General features: G+C 52.2%; 18 protein-coding genes. 15 read left to right on the top strand and 3 right to left on the bottom strand.

The window, feature by feature from the left end; translation table 11 throughout:
- The first annotated feature begins 59 nt into the window (after positions 1-59).
- The 15 genes from phnC to JXO50_04910 all read left to right on the top strand — a co-directional run bounded on the left by phnC (position 60) and on the right by JXO50_04910 (position 12,077).
- Entirely contained in the window at positions 60-809 is a 750-nt protein-coding gene (gene phnC / locus JXO50_04980) for a phosphonate ABC transporter ATP-binding protein (protein MBN2332445.1), read from the top strand.
- 116 nt (positions 810-925) lie between these two features.
- Positions 926-1,807 carry a phosphonate ABC transporter substrate-binding protein gene (phnD, locus tag JXO50_04975; GenBank protein MBN2332444.1) on the top strand — a complete coding sequence of 294 codons (882 nt, stop codon included), beginning with the start codon at positions 926-928 and terminating at the stop codon, positions 1,805-1,807.
- A gap of 108 nt (positions 1,808-1,915) precedes the next feature.
- Complete coding sequence (phnE, locus tag JXO50_04970) at positions 1,916-2,776, top strand: phosphonate ABC transporter, permease protein PhnE (protein ID MBN2332443.1); 861 nt, start codon at positions 1,916-1,918, stop codon at positions 2,774-2,776.
- Between the two features lie 138 nt (positions 2,777-2,914).
- Positions 2,915-3,340: a phosphonate C-P lyase system protein PhnG gene (locus JXO50_04965; GenBank protein MBN2332442.1), complete on the top strand. Its 426-nt coding sequence runs from the start codon at positions 2,915-2,917 to the stop codon at positions 3,338-3,340.
- Between the two features lie 40 nt (positions 3,341-3,380).
- Positions 3,381-3,923 carry a phosphonate C-P lyase system protein PhnH gene (gene phnH, locus JXO50_04960; protein ID MBN2332441.1) on the top strand — a complete coding sequence of 181 codons (543 nt, stop codon included), beginning with the start codon at positions 3,381-3,383 and terminating at the stop codon, positions 3,921-3,923.
- Positions 3,920-5,008: a carbon-phosphorus lyase complex subunit PhnI gene (locus tag JXO50_04955; GenBank protein ID MBN2332440.1), complete on the top strand. Its 1,089-nt coding sequence runs from the start codon at positions 3,920-3,922 to the stop codon at positions 5,006-5,008. The genes phnH and JXO50_04955 overlap by 4 nt, the downstream gene beginning before the upstream one ends.
- A complete protein-coding gene (locus tag JXO50_04950; GenBank protein ID MBN2332439.1) occupies positions 5,001-5,828 on the top strand; it encodes an alpha-D-ribose 1-methylphosphonate 5-phosphate C-P-lyase PhnJ in 828 nt (275 codons plus the stop codon). The genes JXO50_04955 and JXO50_04950 overlap by 8 nt, the downstream gene beginning before the upstream one ends.
- The gene (locus tag JXO50_04945) at positions 5,828-6,667 is read left to right on the top strand and encodes an ATP-binding cassette domain-containing protein (GenBank protein MBN2332438.1); all 840 of its coding nucleotides are present in this window, start codon (positions 5,828-5,830) and stop codon (positions 6,665-6,667) included. Before JXO50_04950 ends, JXO50_04945 begins: the two co-directional genes overlap by 1 nt.
- Complete coding sequence (locus JXO50_04940) at positions 6,630-7,397, top strand: ATP-binding cassette domain-containing protein (protein MBN2332437.1); 768 nt, start codon at positions 6,630-6,632, stop codon at positions 7,395-7,397. Before JXO50_04945 ends, JXO50_04940 begins: the two co-directional genes overlap by 38 nt.
- A gap of 26 nt (positions 7,398-7,423) precedes the next feature.
- Positions 7,424-8,611 carry an alpha-D-ribose 1-methylphosphonate 5-triphosphate diphosphatase gene (locus JXO50_04935; protein ID MBN2332436.1) on the top strand — a complete coding sequence of 396 codons (1,188 nt, stop codon included), beginning with the start codon at positions 7,424-7,426 and terminating at the stop codon, positions 8,609-8,611.
- A complete protein-coding gene (locus JXO50_04930) occupies positions 8,598-9,245 on the top strand; it encodes an acetyltransferase (GenBank protein ID MBN2332435.1) in 648 nt (215 codons plus the stop codon). Before JXO50_04935 ends, JXO50_04930 begins: the two co-directional genes overlap by 14 nt.
- Entirely contained in the window at positions 9,242-9,844 is a 603-nt protein-coding gene (locus tag JXO50_04925) for a hypothetical protein (protein ID MBN2332434.1), read from the top strand. Before JXO50_04930 ends, JXO50_04925 begins: the two co-directional genes overlap by 4 nt.
- On the top strand, positions 9,841-10,554 hold the full coding sequence (locus JXO50_04920; protein ID MBN2332433.1) for a DUF1045 domain-containing protein: 714 nt from the start codon (positions 9,841-9,843) through the stop codon (positions 10,552-10,554). Before JXO50_04925 ends, JXO50_04920 begins: the two co-directional genes overlap by 4 nt.
- Before the next feature lie 266 nt (positions 10,555-10,820).
- Positions 10,821-11,294, top strand: coding sequence for a PaaI family thioesterase (locus JXO50_04915; protein MBN2332432.1), 474 nt, complete (start codon positions 10,821-10,823; stop codon positions 11,292-11,294).
- A 57-nt stretch (positions 11,295-11,351) separates the two neighbouring features.
- A complete protein-coding gene (locus JXO50_04910; protein MBN2332431.1) occupies positions 11,352-12,077 on the top strand; it encodes a M48 family metallopeptidase in 726 nt (241 codons plus the stop codon).
- Positions 12,078-12,142: 65 nt separating this feature from the next.
- On the opposite strand, the gene JXO50_04905 is transcribed toward JXO50_04910, so the two are convergent.
- From JXO50_04905 to JXO50_04895, 3 genes are all read right to left on the bottom strand, one after another.
- On the bottom strand, positions 12,143-13,588 hold the full coding sequence (locus JXO50_04905) for an aromatic ring hydroxylase (GenBank protein MBN2332430.1): 1,446 nt from the start codon (positions 13,586-13,588) through the stop codon (positions 12,143-12,145).
- 318 nt (positions 13,589-13,906) lie between these two features.
- Entirely contained in the window at positions 13,907-14,863 is a 957-nt protein-coding gene (locus JXO50_04900) for a PAS domain-containing protein (GenBank protein ID MBN2332429.1), read from the bottom strand.
- A 1-nt stretch (position 14,864) separates the two neighbouring features.
- A complete protein-coding gene (locus JXO50_04895; protein MBN2332428.1) occupies positions 14,865-15,323 on the bottom strand; it encodes a DUF1499 domain-containing protein in 459 nt (152 codons plus the stop codon).
- Positions 15,324-15,340 lie beyond the last annotated feature (17 nt).

The raw sequence follows: 15,340 nt of genomic DNA, 5'->3' as shown, positions 1-15,340 counted from the left end.
TGACGCTCATACCTTTACAGCCTAACGGATACCTTCTTTAACAATACGGGAGACTGACTATGATTTCTTTACGGGAAGTAACCATCGGCTATGTGCAGACCCCCATTCTGCAAGCAATTGATCTTCGTATAGAGAAGGGGGAATTTGTCGGCATCATCGGGCTGTCGGGTGCCGGAAAAAGTACCCTGTTGAAATCAATGATCGGCAAGGTGAAAATTTTTTCCGGAGAGTACCAAATAGGTGATCATCGCTTGAACAGTCTGTCAAAAAGCGGGATGAAGGATCTCCGTTCCCGGATCGGCTTTATTTTTCAAGGCTACAACCTGGTCAATCGCCTAAGCGTTCTGCATAACATCATGAGCGGCATGTTGAAAAACATTCCTCTGATGCGCTCGGTCATCAAACTTTATAACGGTACGGAACTTGAGCAGGCTTACGAATATATGAAGGTGGTTGGCATTGAAGGGTTGGCGTTGAAGCGGTGTGATGAATTGTCCGGTGGCGAGCGACAGAGAACCGCCATCGCCCGAGCCTTAGCTCAGGAACCGGAAATGATTCTGGCCGATGAACCAGTGGCTGCACTGGATTTGAAAAGTGCCGCCATGGTGATGGATGTCATGCAGAAAGTCAACCAGTTCTATGGTGTTACCGTGGTGGTCAACCTGCATCATCTTGATATGGCTCGCCACTACTGCTCCCGCATCATTGGAATCAATGACGGGCAGATCGTCTTCGATGGCATGCCAGGGGAGCTCTGCAACCAATCCATTGCCCAGGTGTACCGGACAGGAGCCGCCCTGGCGGCATAAGCCGTGCCGAGCCGGTGAAAGACACCTGAATGGGTTACCGCCAATACAAATAATCAACAACGAAAGCAAACAAACATCAGGAGGAACGAATGAAAACAACGTTACGTAGAGTGAGCATGCCCCATCGATGGATTTTATGCTGCGCATTCATCCTTGTAACCATGGCTGCCATGCTGACAACTGCACAAGCCGACACTTCCCAGTGGCCCGAAAAATTGACCTTTGGCGTTATCCCGGTGGCTTCCTCACGCAACATGAGTGAAACATTCGGTAATTTAACCGCCTACCTGGAAAAACAGCTGGGTTTAAAAATCGAGCTGCAGACGGCCGGAGACTATGCCGGGGTCATTACCGGCATGGAGCATAAGCATATTGACCTGGCTTACCTGGGGCCAAAATCATATGTTGAAGCAGCTAAACGTGCCGGGGCCGAAGCCGTTGGTATTGAAATAGGCTTGAGTGGCATCGCCGGCTATAACGGCTATATTATCACCAAAAAGGACTCAGGGCTTAACAGTATCGCTGATCTGAAAGGTAAAAAATGGGCCTTTACCGACCCCCACTCAACCAGTGGAACCCTGGTGCCTACAATCTATTTTAACCAGCAGGGAATTGACCCCCAGCAATATTTTTCCAAAGTCATCTATTCTGGCAGCCACGAATCATCCATTCTTTCTGTGAAGGCCGGAAAAGTAGACGGTGCATCAACGAACAACCTTGATTTTGACCGTGGGGTCGGCAAGCAATGGACGAAAAATGATTTCAATATTATCTGGCAGTCGGATCTGATTCCCGGTTCGCCCATAGCTGTCCGGGGAGATCTGCCCGTTTCCTTGAAAATGGCCATCAAGGGGGCGTTGGTATCCTATGATGATCCTCAGGGGCTGGAGCAGTTGAAGCTGAAGGGCTACCTGGCTGGTAATGACCAGATGTATGATGGCGTACGCAAACTGATCGCCATGAAAAAAGCCCTAAAAGAACAACAGGCAAAAAAATAGTACCGCACACGTACTCATGGGCCGCGGTTTTCACTTGGGATATGGATAGAGCAATAGTTCCGGCGAAAATCGTGGCTCATTTCCCAGCACTTTCACTAATGGTTATCCATGAACATTGAACAGATCAAAAAAGCTGCCAATCCTTTCAAACTCAAGCCGATGGTTTTGGCCTTGGTTTTTGCCTGTATTCTGGTTCTGAGCTGGAAAAACACGGAAATGAGTTTCAGGGAGCTTTTTATCGATGGATGGCCGCACATGCATTCCTATATTGCCGGAAATCCAGCCATTGAAGGAAGCAGCTTCTTTCCCCCCCGGCTGGTATTTGCTGACCTGAGAGTCTACCTGCTGGCTATGCTCGAAACCTTTGAAATGGCCCTGGTAGCCCTTATCATGTCGGTAATCATCGGTCTGCCCCTCTCTTTTCTTATTTCCCGCAATATTTTAGACATTCTTCTTCCGGGAAGTTCAGCCCTGATTCAGTTCCTGCGCCGAAGTATCTATCTGGGTGCCATGTTAATGGCTAATGTCTGCCGTTCCATCAATGAAATTGTCTGGGCCCTGCTGTTTGTCTCAGCCGTCGGCCTGGGTCCGATGGCCGGCATTCTCGCTCTGGGGGTCCATACCGCCGGCGTCCTGGCCAAATTACTGGCCGAGGGCAACGAAGCCATAGACCCCGGGCCGGTGGAGGCATTGTCAGCTACGGGCGCCGGGGTTGTTAAAATAATCATTTACGCCGTTATGCCCCAGACCATGCCCCATTTTGTTTCCATGGTTCTCTACCGCTTTGAATCGGATGTCCGTAGTGCGTCAATCCTTGGTTTTGTCGGGGCAGGGGGCATTGGTTTTTATCTTTTTGATAAGGTGAGAGCATTTGAAAATGCAGATGTTACCACGATTATCATCATTATCGTTACGGTGGTCTGGGTTATTGATAAATTGAGTGCGGTTGTCAGGAAAAAATTTATTTGACCGCATGAGCATGTGGTCCGGCAAGAAGAACCGGCAGTTCAAGGTGGTGGTTTTTCATGCCTGCCGGTCGACTTGTACGATAGCTGGGAAACGGCTCGGTCCGCTTGCACGGTTTGCTTATGATCAAGAGGTGTGTTGATGGTTACTGCTATTAATCGGGAAGAATTAAACCTTGCGCTGCAAGCCGTGGGGCCTGAGGCATTGGAGCAACTGGTAAAAGCAATAGAAGAAAAGGCCTGTGTCAAAATTGTCAAGCCGCCAACCGTTCAGAGCCTTTTACTGCCGGTCTATGATCCCATTGTCAAAGCAGAGTTCTACGTTGGTGAAGTTCTGGTAACCGCCACTGTGGCCGAAGTCAACGGTGTGCCTGGATGGGCAATGGTTATGGATGACCAACCCGTTTTGTCGCAGATGATGGCTGTTGTTGATGCTGCTTTTGCTGCCGGGATTAAAAAAGCTGATATCATCATGCTGGGTCTTGAAGGTGAACACTGCATTCAGGAAAAACATGCCAAGGAGAAATTGCTTGTGGAGAAAACCAGGATTTCTTTTGACCTGATGTAAACTGAAAAATTTTTTTATCCCCCGTTTGGAGAGGATTGCCATGTTGGAAATAGATACCGATCGATTAAATCGGGTTAATTTCCGTGCCTGTCTTGCAGCCTTGTCACGGCCGGGAAGCAAACATCAGCTGATGCCATTCAGAGATTCGGCACTGCTGGCGATGGCCTCACTGATGCTTTATTCTGAAGTCGGCTACCATTACGACGGTGAACTTGATTTTCGCCTGGTTGAGGCAATTACCGGGGGTTCCCGGCGGTGCTCGACGGATGCCGACTTTCTGTTTGCTGACCATGTATCCGTGCCGTTGCTGAAGGACGCTAAAAAAGGAGATCATGAAAACCCCGAAAGAGGAGCAACCCTTATTTTTTCGGTCAAAAATCTGGTTGACGGCCCGCTCGTTTTACTTGAAGGGCCGGGCATCGACGGCCAGAGATCTGCCATTATGCCGGTTGATGAACACTTTCTAGAAGTTTTTAATCATAAAAATCGCGAGTTCCCCTGTGGCGTTGAAGTTTTTTTTGTCTCTCATCAAGGAGAACTGGTTGCACTATCACGGACCACCAGAATGGGCAAAGCCTCATGAGTTATGTCGCCGTAAAAGGAGGTAGCCAGGCAATCGGGGCAGCAAAAAAGTTTCTCCATGACATGCTCAGTCCGGTCTGGAAGCTTGACGATGGCGACCTCCGGGACGGTCTTACATTTGCCATCGACCGGATTATGGGAGAGGGAGCTCTCTACGCGCCCAAACTGGCTCTGGAAGCCTTGAAGCGGGCCGGCGGTGACGTCCTGGAAGCTTCAATTTATTTGCGGGCACATCGATCATCATGCCAGCGTATTGGCAATGCGGCAATCGTGGAAAGTGCCAAGATGCGGCTCATACGCCGCATTTCAGCTACGTTCAAGGACATCAGTGGTGGGCAGCTGCTAGGCCCATCCAGCGATTATGAGGTCCGCCTGCTAGGGAGAGAAAGTGGCAGCCCGACAACTGATCACCTGCTTGAAGCCAGCGCCATAACGGGTCGGACAGATGATCATACAACCATTGTGCTTGCAAGCGCTTTGCAGCCCTTACGGGATAAAGATATGATCATGGAGTTGCCAAATTTGGAAGAAAAGCCCCATGATGTAACCAGGACTTTTCCGCTACCTCCCTATCCCCGCAGTGCAATCATGCAGATTATGGCCCGGGGTGAAACCGGGGCCATGCTCGCCTTTTCCTACACCTCGATGCGAGGATACGGTGATGTTCATCCGACTATCGGAGATCTCCGTCTAGGCACTTTGAAGATCACGTTTATCCATCCTTTTACCAACCGCTCAGTGGCCATTGGCGAGATCCGGGTAACCGCCTGTGAAACCGTGGGAACCTTTGTCCGGAGTCCGGTTGATGGCGAGATGCGCCTTGCAACCGGCTATGGATTCTGCCTCGGCTACAATGAAACCAAGGCTATTTCCATGTCAATTCTTGATCTTGCCATGAATTATGCGGGGTTTTCTGTTGGCGGAACTTCCTTGGCCACTGAACCGGAAATGATTATTCACCATGTGGATGCCATCGAGTCAATGGGCTTTGCTAACCACTTCAAGCTGCCCCATTATGTCACTTTTCAGGCGGATATCCAGGTCTATGAAAAAGCCCGCCGGCAGGAGGAGGGAAAAAATGGGTAAAAAAATATTTGGCTTTATCGACGAGGATGCCAAGAAAGAAATCCGCCGGGCACTGCTGAAAGCTGTTGCAATTCCAGGCTATACTGTTCCCTTTGCCTCCCGGGAAATGCCGATCACCCGGGGCTGGGGTACCGGTGGTCTGCAGATCACACTCTCCTCTGTCGTTGAGGAAGACATCCTGAAAGTCATTGACCAAGGTTGTGACGGTTCCATCAATGCTGTCACCATCCGCGATTTTATTACGTCGGTTACCGATGTTGCGACCACCACCATAACCGGGGAAGCGACGATAATCCAGACGCGGCACCGGATTCCGGAAACTCCTTTAACCGAAGGACAGATCCTCGTTTTCCAGGTTCCCTACCCGGAAGTCCTGACGACCGTTGAACCCGATACTGCCATCCAGAAAATCATGCACGCCAATCATGATTACAGCAAAATGTGGGTGCTTTTATATGAGGATACCTCGCAATTTGGAGATAGCCGCATCAGCCATCGCTATCCGGTGGAAATCAACGGCGTCTATCTTATGGACCCTTCTCCCATACCTAAATATGATATTCCCCGACTCCATAATAATCCTGCTCTGATGCTCTTTGGCGCCGGCCGGGAAAAGCGCATTTACGCCATTCCCCCCTACACTGCGGTTCGCCCGCTTAAATTTGACGACCGGGAATTCAAGGTTGAATCCTTTCCTGGTGTCAGTTGTGAACGCTGCGGCGCCAGTGCTGTCTTCTTTGACCAGGTGTACCTGGATGATGGCAGCCATTTTTTTTGTAGTGATACGGATTTTTGTGATCGCAACCTGGCAGGAGAATGATGTTGCTGCTCACTATTGAGAAATTAAGCAAGGTGTACGGAAGCGGCTGCCCGGACTGTTTGGTGCTTACCGGGAATCACCATGATCGGGCCATCTGCCCCCGGTGCCAGAGTGTCGTTGCGATTAATCAAGTCAATTTACAGGTTGAAACAGGAATGGTTCTTGGAGTTGTCGGGGAATCAGGCAGTGGCAAATCCACCTTGTTGCAGTTGATCTACCGGGATTTGCAGGCAACGTCAGGCTCGGTTTCTTTTCAGCTTCCTGCCGATGACAAGGAACAACATGTTAACCTGATGGAACTCTCTTATAATGAACTTTCACGCATCCGCAATACACGGATGTCGATGATCTACCAGAATGCCCGCCTTGGGCTTAACTTTCTTTTTTCCGCTGGCGGCAATATTGCCGAGAAGATTATCGCTTCCGGAGAGAGAAAATACGGGGTAATTCGCCAGCAGGTTCTGCAGTATACCAAGAAAATTGAGATTCCGACGGAACGCATTGACGACTACCCGGAATCCTTTTCCGGCGGCCAGCAACAGCGTATCCAGATTGCCAAAGCTCTTTCCAGTTCACCCCAGCTTTTACTTCTCGATGAACCAACTACCGGTCTCGATGTTTCAGTCCAGGCCAAGATTCTTGATCTCATCAAGGCCTTACGCTTGGAAATGGGGTTTACCATGATTGTCGTTTCCCATGACCTGGGGGTTATCAAGCACCTTACCGACCTGACGGTTGTCATGAAAAATGGCTCCATCGTTGAGCAGGGTTTGACCGATCAGATTCTTGAAGATCCACAGCATGCTTATACCCAGCTTCTGGTTTCAAGCATTCTTTAGGGAAACTGCAAGTTCATCGTCGGGAGCGCTCAACCATGAAGAGGATGACATGATTAAACTTGATGTTAAAGGGTTGCACAAATATTTTACGCTGCATAATCGGGGCGGCATCCGGGTGACAGGCTTCAGCAATGTTGCCTTTCAAGTTAAAAAACATCATCTCCTGGCCTTATCCGGCCCCAGCGGTGCCGGCAAATCCTCCATTCTGAAAACTATCTACCGGACTTATCTTCCCGGCGGCGGCAGTATTGATCTTTACCGGGAAGATGGAACCACCATTGATCTGGCAACCTGTTCAGCAACTGAAGTTCTTCGCCAACGCCAGGAAGAGGTTGGCATTGTTACCCAGTTTCTCAAAATGCTGCCCCGGGTCACGGCCCTGAAGGTGGTGGCGGCCCCCTTGATTGAAAAGGGTTGCGAGGTTGAATCAGCCTACCAGGAGGCATCCGGTTTGCTGACATTTCTGGGGATTCGTCAGGATTTGTTTGAGCTTTCTCCCTTGACCTTTTCCGGCGGTGAACAACAGAGGATCAATATAGCCCGGGCAGTGATTGCCCCCCGCCCACTTATTCTGCTGGACGAACCAACCGCATCGCTGGATCCTGAAAGTGCGGAAAAAGTGCTTTTTTTATTGCAGCAATTAAAAAAACAGAACATCGCCCTGGTGGGAATTTTTCATGACCACGCAATGAGAAAAAAAATCGCTGATGACTTCTATGAGGTGCCGTAAACAGCCTGAAAGGGAAGGGAACCATGATGTATAATGTTTTTCGCTCTTACCGCGTACTGGTTGGCGACGATATCATCTCCGCCGACATCATTGTTGATGACCAGAAGATTGTTGCCGTAGCTCCCCATGGAAGTATGATGGAGGCCTGTGATGTGGGTAACCGGCTGGTTGCCCCCGGCTTTGTTGATCTCCACTCCGATGCCATCGAGAAGGAGATCGAACCAAGGCCAGGCGCCAGGTTTCCGGTACAGATGGCCATCACTGAACTGGACAGAAAACTGGGAATGGCCGGCATTACCACCATGTTCCATGCCATCGGTTTCAATGATGCCTCTTTAACCGGCAACCGGGGTACCCGGCAAGCAGCTGAATTGATCAGGCAGATTGTCACTGCCAACGAACAGGAGCTGACCATCGACAACCTGATTCATGCCCGTTATGAACTGACCTCATTCGCTTCGGTGGCGGAGATCAAAAGACTTATCGATGATGATACTATCAACCTGCTATCGGTTATGGACCATACTCCGGGGCAGGGGCAGTTCCAGAGTGTTGAAAGCTGGAAGCGCTTCCATCTCCCTGCCTATGGTATTTCCAGCCGCGAAGCGGATAAGATCATTGCCCAGAAACTTCGTGATAAAAACATCTCTTACGAACTGCTGCGGAAGCTTTTTACCGCTGCCGCCGCCCGCGGCATAATGCTCGCTTCCCACGATGATGATATGGTGGAGAAAGTCGATTTTCTGTCTGACATGGGGGTGACCATATCCGAATTTCCCCTGAGTGTTGGTGTTGCCCGTCATGCCCATCGCCGGGGATTGGCCACCGGTATGGGAGCCCCCAACGTTATTCGGGGGGAGAGCCAGAGCGGCAATATTTCCGCAAGGGAACTGATTTCGGAACAGGTTTGTGATTTTGTCTGTTCAGATTACCATCCCTCCTCCCTGCTCCAGGTGCCGTATGTCCTTGAAAGGGAGTTGGGGATGCCCCTGCCTGCCGGGTTTGCCATGGTTTCGTCAACGCCTGCGCGGATAGCCGGTCTCAAAGACCGCGGGGTAATAGCGCCGGGCAGCCTGGCTGATCTGGTGGTTATTGAAGATGAGCAAATTCCCAGAGTTGTCATGACCATTAAAAACGGCATTATAATTTACAGCGGAATCGGCAGCCATGCAACGGCTTTGCTGAGACAGGAGTTGGTTCGTGCAGTATGTTGAATCCCACAATCCTGAAAGCCCGGCTTCCTTGAGTGAGGAACCTTGTATTTCTCCGGCGGCCAGGGTTATCAAAAGCTCACTGGGGCGTTATACCGAGATCAGGAGGCACAGTGAGTTGACTGAGTCAATCCTTGATGATTACTCCTACATCATGGAAGATTGCAGTATTATTCATGCCCGGATCGGCAAATTCGTCAACATTGCCTCTCGCGTTCGGATCAATCCTGGCAATCATCCCATTGACTATGTCAGTCAGCACCATTTTCTCTATCGGAAAAAGATCTATGGTTTTGCTCCACATGATGATGAAACATTTTTTGCCTGGCGGCGCAGGCAGGAAGTAACCATAGGCCACGATGTCTGGATTGGTCACGGAGCTGTCATTCTGCCGGGGATTACCATAAACGAGGGCGCGGTTATTGGCGCGGGGGCGGTCGTCACTAAAGATGTGCCGGCCTACGGAATTGTAGCCGGGGTTCCCGCGCGGCTGTTGCGCTACCGATTCCCCGTGGGCGTCCGTAAAGCCCTCTCCGCCAGTGAATGGTGGCATTGGGATCATGAAACCCTTGGCAGCCGTTTGCCTGACTTTTGCAATGTGCGGCTTTTTCTCTGTAAATACGGACCCCAGCCATGATCATCATACTGGTGGTTGGCGCCAGCGGTGCCGGCAAAGACACGCTGATTTCCCGGGCAAGAACACGCTTGTCTGGGCGACGCAACTTCCATTTTGCCCGCCGTTATGTTACCCGTCCTCCAGATGACCATGAGCACAACTTTTTTGTTGACCGGCAGGGGTTTGAGATTCTCCGTTCCCACGGATTCTTTGTCGCCGATTGGCAAGCCCATAACCATTGCTATGGAATTCCCTATGCTGAAATTCCCTGTACTGTGGACCCATCGGCAGTGACAATACTTTCCATCTCCAGACAGGTGGCTGCCAACCTGGAAAAGATGTTTCCTGCGGTTGTTACCGTAAACATTACCGCCCAGCCGGAGATTCTTAAGCAGCGGCTTATAGGGCGGGGGAGAGAACATCTCTCTGACATTGAAAAGCGCTTGACCAGGACACCGTTGCTTCAAACCCGCAATCTCATCAATTTTGATAATTCCGGCACTTTGGCTGCCACGTCGGCAGATTTTATCAGCCTGTTGGAAAATATAAGCCTCTCTGCTTCCATGGGCACAAAGGTGGAACATCCCGTTATCCCTCCATTCTGTCAATCAGCATCATGAAACAGTCATCAACCACGTTGCCCCGTTATGCCATCTATTTCACCCCGGCACCCGCATCACCGTTGGCCCTTTTTGGCAGACAATGGCTTGGCCGGGACAACAACTGCCTGGAAGAAACAGAGCAATTCCAGGTTCCCGGTTTGCCTCGTGAACGGTTTCATGCGCTTACCGCCTCTCCCCGCCGCTATGGCTTTCACGCTACTCTCAAAGCGCCATTCTATCTGGCTGCCGGCCGAACTGAAAGCCAAATCCAGGAGGCTTTAGTACTGTTCGCCGCCGATTGCCATTCTATTCTGCTGTCCCCTCTGCAGATCTCGCTCATCAGCAGTTTTTTCTGTCTCATGCCGAGTAGTGCCTCTGCCGAGCTTATGCGGCTGGCAAGAGATGTCGTCCAGAAATTTGATTCCTTTCGTACTCCGCCATCCACTGCCGAGGTGCAGCGTCGCTCAGCCGCCAACTTGTCGCCGATTCAGGAATATTATACTCGTATGTGGGGATATCCTTATGTCCTGGATGAATATCGTTTCCACCTCACCCTGACAGACAAGGTCCGAGACCCACAGGAACGGGAGCTTCTGAGAGCAGCTCTCAAGCGGTTACTATCTACTGATGATCTGCGGGAAACAATGGTCGACTCCCTGACTCTGCTGCGCCAGGATTGTCCTGAAAAACCATTCCTGCTCCTCCAACGCATACCTCTGGGAAGGTAAGGATAAGGCTCGTAGAAAAATTTTCAGTTATTGATAATCGAATTCCATAGGTGATCGGGGAGAATTTTGCCAAGGATTTGTCCCGCCTAAGACCTTGCCGATTCCATGGAATTTTCTTGACGCATGGTAAAACGGTGTGTTAAAAAATTGCAAACAAAGCGGAGTGTGTGCCAGCTGATGGGGGCGGTTTTTGAGCTGCCCCTTTTGCTTGCTGACGGGGCGCACATAATGAGCTGTAGGATTTAACCAGAAAAGAGGACATGATTATGACTGAAAAAGCATTTCAAGACTACTATCCGGATGATTTTTCCCACTGCTATGGTTGTGGCAGGCTGAATAAGGACGGTATGCATTTAAAGAGCTACTGGGATGGCGATGAAACCGTCTGCCGCTATCAGCCGCGGGCCTGTCATACGGGCGGCTTTCCAGGTTTCGGTTATGGGGGACTGGTGGCATCGCTGATCGACTGCCATGGAACCGCCACCGCCTCGGCGGCCAAATATCGGGCCGAAGGCCGGGAGATGGGAACCAATCCTCCCCTGCGTTTTGTCACTGCATCGTTGAAAGTTGATTTCCTTGCGCCGACCCCCATTGACGACGTCCTGGAGGTCCGCGGCAAAATAAAGGAAATTAAAGGCCGCAAAGTCATCGTTACTGCTACCCTGACGGGCAAGGGCAAGGTCTGTGCCACCGGCGAGGTGATTGCGGTGCAGATTCCTGACAGTTATATTCCCGAATAACCTTTCTGTAGCTTGGCTCCAGCGCATGGGGTGCCCCTGCATGGGTGAACAACTGATATGGTGATTAAACGGGCGTTCATTGAAGTCAGCGGCATTCCCATCGAGGTGGTGCGCAAAAAGGTCAAGCACCTGCACCTGGCCGTCTATCCCATTGAGGGGCGGGTGCGGCTCACCGTACCCCTGCGGGTCAGTGATGCCGCCGTGCGCTTGGCGGTGACTGCCAAACTGGACTGGATCAAGCGCAAGCAGGCGGAATTTGCCGAACGGCCGCGGCCCTTGCCGCACAAAATGGCTGCCGGTGAACATCACTATTTTTTCGGCCAGCCTTACCGGCTCAACCTGATTGAACATCACGGTCAGGGCAGGGTGCAGGTCAATGGTAATGTCCTTGATCTTTATGTGCATCCGGGTGCCGACCAGCTGCAGTGTGAGCAGGTTTTGGACCGATGGTACCGGCAGCAGCTTAAAGAACGGATTCCGGATCTGCTGGTGCAATGGGAGCCGGTGGTCGGGGTGCGGGCGGCCGACTGGGGAGTCAAGAAGATGAAAACCCGCTGGGGCAGCTGCAGCATCGGCGCCCGGCGGATATGGCTCAACCTGGAACTGGTCAAAAAGCCCATTGAAGCGTTAGAGTATGTTTTGGTGCACGAACTTGTTCACCTGTTGGAACGGCGGCACAATACCCGTTTTTATGCCCTGATGGACACCTTCATGCCATCATGGCGGCGGCACCGCGACCTCCTGAAAATGCTGCCGCAGGAGCATGGTGGGCAGCCCTGCTGAAAGCCTTTTCACCGTTTGCTCCTGCGGCAGCATTTTATGTACCGTTGTTTTGTCTGTTGTTGTGCTCAGCTAATGGCGTTGGCCAGTTCCAGGGCCATTTTCTTTTTGCCTTCCAGATCGGCGATTCGGTAGAGGGCCACATACTGGCTCTGGTTCGGGCCGGAACCCTGGTAGGTCCCCAGGCCGTGCAGGCCGGCAACCCAGTGCTGGAGAAAACGGGCAATGCGCAGCCGCTGGTCAGCCGGGACGGCGGCTTTGAGATATTTGGCCACATAAGCCATGGTTTCGGGGTTGTCCAGTTCCTTTTCGCTGGGCATGGTGGCCGGTAGGCCGCCGGCAATGTCGCCGGCCAGAGCCATGACTTCCCAGAAACCGTCGTTGGTATTAAGTTTGGCGATGTTGCCCATGGCTTCATCGGGCATGAACACCCCGGAGCCCGCCGGTTCTTCTCTGCCGAAGTAGGCCGCCGCCGTGGCGCAGGCCAGCGAGGTGTCGTTTAGCTGGAGCATACGGGTAATCTTCTGGGCGATGTGGGAGGCATTTTCCAGGCCGTTGTATTCGGCAATCAGCTTAGTGGCGCCGATGATCAGATCCATGAAGCCGACTTTGCAGGCGCCGCCGCAGTTCATCCGGTGGGTTTTGGCAAAGCGGGTGATGAATTTCTGGGTGTATTCCACTTCGCCGCACATGAACACCCGATCCCAGGGAACGAAGACGTGGTCAAAGATGATCAGGCAGGTTTCCCGCTGGCCATAGACAGGGTTGCCCAACGTCTTCTGGTTGTGTTCATATTCCCTTTCCATACTGAAAGCATTGTATTGGCCCACATAGGTGACCCCTTCGGTGCCGTTGGGGATGACAAAGGCCAAGGCGTAATCCTCCTCGCCCTTTTTGCAGGAGATGCCGGGCAGGACCAGTGTTTCGTCGGCGGCGTAGGCGCCGGTGGCATGCTGCTTGGCACCGTTGACGATGATGCCGTCGGCCCTTCTTTCCACCACGTGGACATAGAGATCGGGGTCCTGTTCAAGGGGCCTTTTGCTGCGGTCGCCTTTTGGGTCGGTAACCGAGCCGCTGACCACCAGGTCATGTTCCTGGGCGAAGCGCATATAGTTGTTGAAGCGCTGGTGGTATTCCGTTCCTTTATCGTGGTCGATTTCCCAGGTGGTGGCCGCCAGCGAGGGCAGCATCTCGTTGCCGGGACAGCGGTAGTTGCAGGTTCCCAGCTTCTGGCTGCTCAGGCGGGCCATATCCAGACGCTTGAAGAGGTCCTCCTTGCTCTGGTGAATATGCAGGGCGCGGCTGATGGGCTCGCCGGTCAGATGGGAGGTGGCCGTCATAATGTCGGCGTAGTCGGGGTCCATGGTCAGTTCGTATACCCGCGCGGTGGCATCGACGACCCCCTTGCTGACCGGGTGGTCATTGAGGTTCTCCACCCGTTTACCACCGAAAAAAAGCTTCGGCCGTAGTTTGTCCATCCGTTCGCGATATTCTTTTGCCGTCTTGATTGCCATTGTACCCTCCTGTTTTCCTGTTTAATAAGAATTGTTGTCCCATGCAGCCAGCTGCTCCAGCACGTCCCGCATTGTTGTTCGTCGACTGTGGTCGGGGAGTGCAGAATCAATCCCGAGACAACACCGTGCTGCCTGGTTATGGCAATGTGGCCGCGCCATAGGATTATTTGCTGATATCTGATTAGTATGACAGGAGTATCAGGGAGCGCAATGCTTAAACATCACATAGATAATACTTGTATTATATACGTAACTATCGGTGCGATGGATGGTCATGGACAGCGCGTGTGCTGATGATTGGGGAGAGGTATTGGCTGGTTACGAATGGGAAAGCAGGGTCGAACGGAGATTGGTGTGCTTTGCTTTCAATCCGAGTTTCTGCCTGATATGCAAGCGATGGAGGTCGATGGTCCTGGGTGACAAGTTCAGGAGCAGGGCTATCTCCTTGCTGGTTTTGCCTGCCTTGATAAGGGCGGCTATCTCTATCTCCCTGGGGGTCAGGTTGAAGTTTTTCAAGGTGATATTCCGGTAGAAGGGAGATACCATGCTGTTCATGCTTGACTCGAGGATGTCGAGATAGGCATGACGGTCGGCAGCGGTGCTGGTTCTTCTCAGCTTTTCCAGGTAGGGGATGAGGGACTTTTCAACATTGAGGAGAACGTTTTCTTCCAGCTCGCGCTTGTCTTTTTCCCGCTGCTCGAGAAGAACCCGCAAGGCCGTATTGGCCTCTTCAAGGTAACGGGATTTTTCTTCCAGCTGCCGTTCCCGCTTTTTCAGCTGCTTTTCAATCTGAAGCCGCTCCTGCATCTCTTTGACCAGCTGCTGATTGGTTCTGGAAAGTTCCCGGGTCCGGCTGGCCACCAGTTCTTCCAGCTGATCACGGTAGTGCTGCAGTTTCTGTTCCGCCATCTTCCGGTCGGTAATATTCAGTGAAATTTCCATGCCGCCGGTTATGGTACCATCGGCGTCCCGGAGGGGATAGCCATGGATCAGCCAGGCGGTGCCGTCATGATCAGTCACCTCTTTTTCATGGGGTTGCCCGGTTTCCATGGCCAGAATGACCGGACAGTCCGGGCAGGGGGTGGTGCGCCGGGCCCAGACATCGTAGCAGTAGCGGCCGACAATGTCATCGATGGACAGTCCTCCCCGTTCACATGCCACCCGGTTGGCCCAGAGGATTTTCATCTCCCGGCTTTCATGGACCACCAGTTCCTGGATGTTGTTGAGCAGGATCTCCCGGGGAACGGGAATGGCTTTTTCCGTCTTCTTCGACATGTTATTTGACGATGTTCCTGCTGCTGAGCGCAGCCCGCAACCCTTCTACCCGGCGTCGATTGACCCCGAGGTCTGAGTATCCCAAACGTGAAGCTGAGCGGACTGCGATGATCCCTTCGGCGGGGCGCAAGTGGAGTTCAAGGTCATCAACGAAGCCAAGCAGGGTTCGGCATTCTGCGTGCAGGTAATCTGCTGTTTCGTCAACAATCCGGGTCCGGGGCAGCGCCAGGACCAGTTCGCGTACCGCTTGCCAGGCATCAGCAGGCGCTGCCGCAAGCTGAAGCGGCAAAACTTTGTGGTTTTTATCCTGATCGTCGCTGGAGACGCAGTTGGGTGACGACGGACAGGGAGCCAGGCCTGAATCAGAGATCCCGAGGTGTGCAGGATGACTGCCTGCGCAGGCAAGCAGAGCTGAGCAGACAAACAAGAAAACACTAATGACGGCAACAAACCTGAACATTGACACGATCCTTCCAT

The organism is Candidatus Anaeroferrophillus wilburensis, from assembly GCA_016934315.1.
Classification (GTDB): Bacteria; Desulfobacterota; Anaeroferrophillalia; order Anaeroferrophillales; family Anaeroferrophillaceae; genus Anaeroferrophillus; species Anaeroferrophillus wilburensis.
This window is presented reverse-complemented; position numbering and strand designations above follow the sequence as displayed.

Excerpts from the sequence above, each read along its gene's own strand:
- phnC (MBN2332445.1), top strand. The coding sequence starts at position 60 with ATGATTTCTTTACGGGAAGTAACCATCGGCTATGTGCAGACCCCCATT.
- phnD (MBN2332444.1), top strand. The coding sequence starts at position 926 with ATGCCCCATCGATGGATTTTATGCTGCGCATTCATCCTTGTAACCATG.
- phnE (MBN2332443.1), top strand. The coding sequence starts at position 1,916 with ATGAACATTGAACAGATCAAAAAAGCTGCCAATCCTTTCAAACTCAAG.
- JXO50_04965 (MBN2332442.1), top strand. The coding sequence starts at position 2,915 with ATGGTTACTGCTATTAATCGGGAAGAATTAAACCTTGCGCTGCAAGCC.
- phnH (MBN2332441.1), top strand. The coding sequence starts at position 3,381 with ATGTTGGAAATAGATACCGATCGATTAAATCGGGTTAATTTCCGTGCC.
- JXO50_04955 (MBN2332440.1), top strand. The coding sequence starts at position 3,920 with ATGAGTTATGTCGCCGTAAAAGGAGGTAGCCAGGCAATCGGGGCAGCA.
- JXO50_04950 (MBN2332439.1), top strand. The coding sequence starts at position 5,001 with ATGGGTAAAAAAATATTTGGCTTTATCGACGAGGATGCCAAGAAAGAA.
- JXO50_04945 (MBN2332438.1), top strand. The coding sequence starts at position 5,828 with ATGTTGCTGCTCACTATTGAGAAATTAAGCAAGGTGTACGGAAGCGGC.
- JXO50_04940 (MBN2332437.1), top strand. The coding sequence starts at position 6,630 with ATGCTTATACCCAGCTTCTGGTTTCAAGCATTCTTTAGGGAAACTGCA.
- JXO50_04935 (MBN2332436.1), top strand. The coding sequence starts at position 7,424 with ATGTATAATGTTTTTCGCTCTTACCGCGTACTGGTTGGCGACGATATC.
- JXO50_04925 (MBN2332434.1), top strand. The coding sequence starts at position 9,242 with ATGATCATCATACTGGTGGTTGGCGCCAGCGGTGCCGGCAAAGACACG.
- JXO50_04920 (MBN2332433.1), top strand. The coding sequence starts at position 9,841 with ATGAAACAGTCATCAACCACGTTGCCCCGTTATGCCATCTATTTCACC.
- JXO50_04915 (MBN2332432.1), top strand. The coding sequence starts at position 10,821 with ATGACTGAAAAAGCATTTCAAGACTACTATCCGGATGATTTTTCCCAC.
- JXO50_04910 (MBN2332431.1), top strand. The coding sequence starts at position 11,352 with ATGGTGATTAAACGGGCGTTCATTGAAGTCAGCGGCATTCCCATCGAG.
- JXO50_04905 (MBN2332430.1), bottom strand. The coding sequence starts at position 13,588 with ATGGCAATCAAGACGGCAAAAGAATATCGCGAACGGATGGACAAACTA.
- JXO50_04900 (MBN2332429.1), bottom strand. The coding sequence starts at position 14,863 with ATGTCGAAGAAGACGGAAAAAGCCATTCCCGTTCCCCGGGAGATCCTG.
- JXO50_04895 (MBN2332428.1), bottom strand. The coding sequence starts at position 15,323 with ATGTTCAGGTTTGTTGCCGTCATTAGTGTTTTCTTGTTTGTCTGCTCA.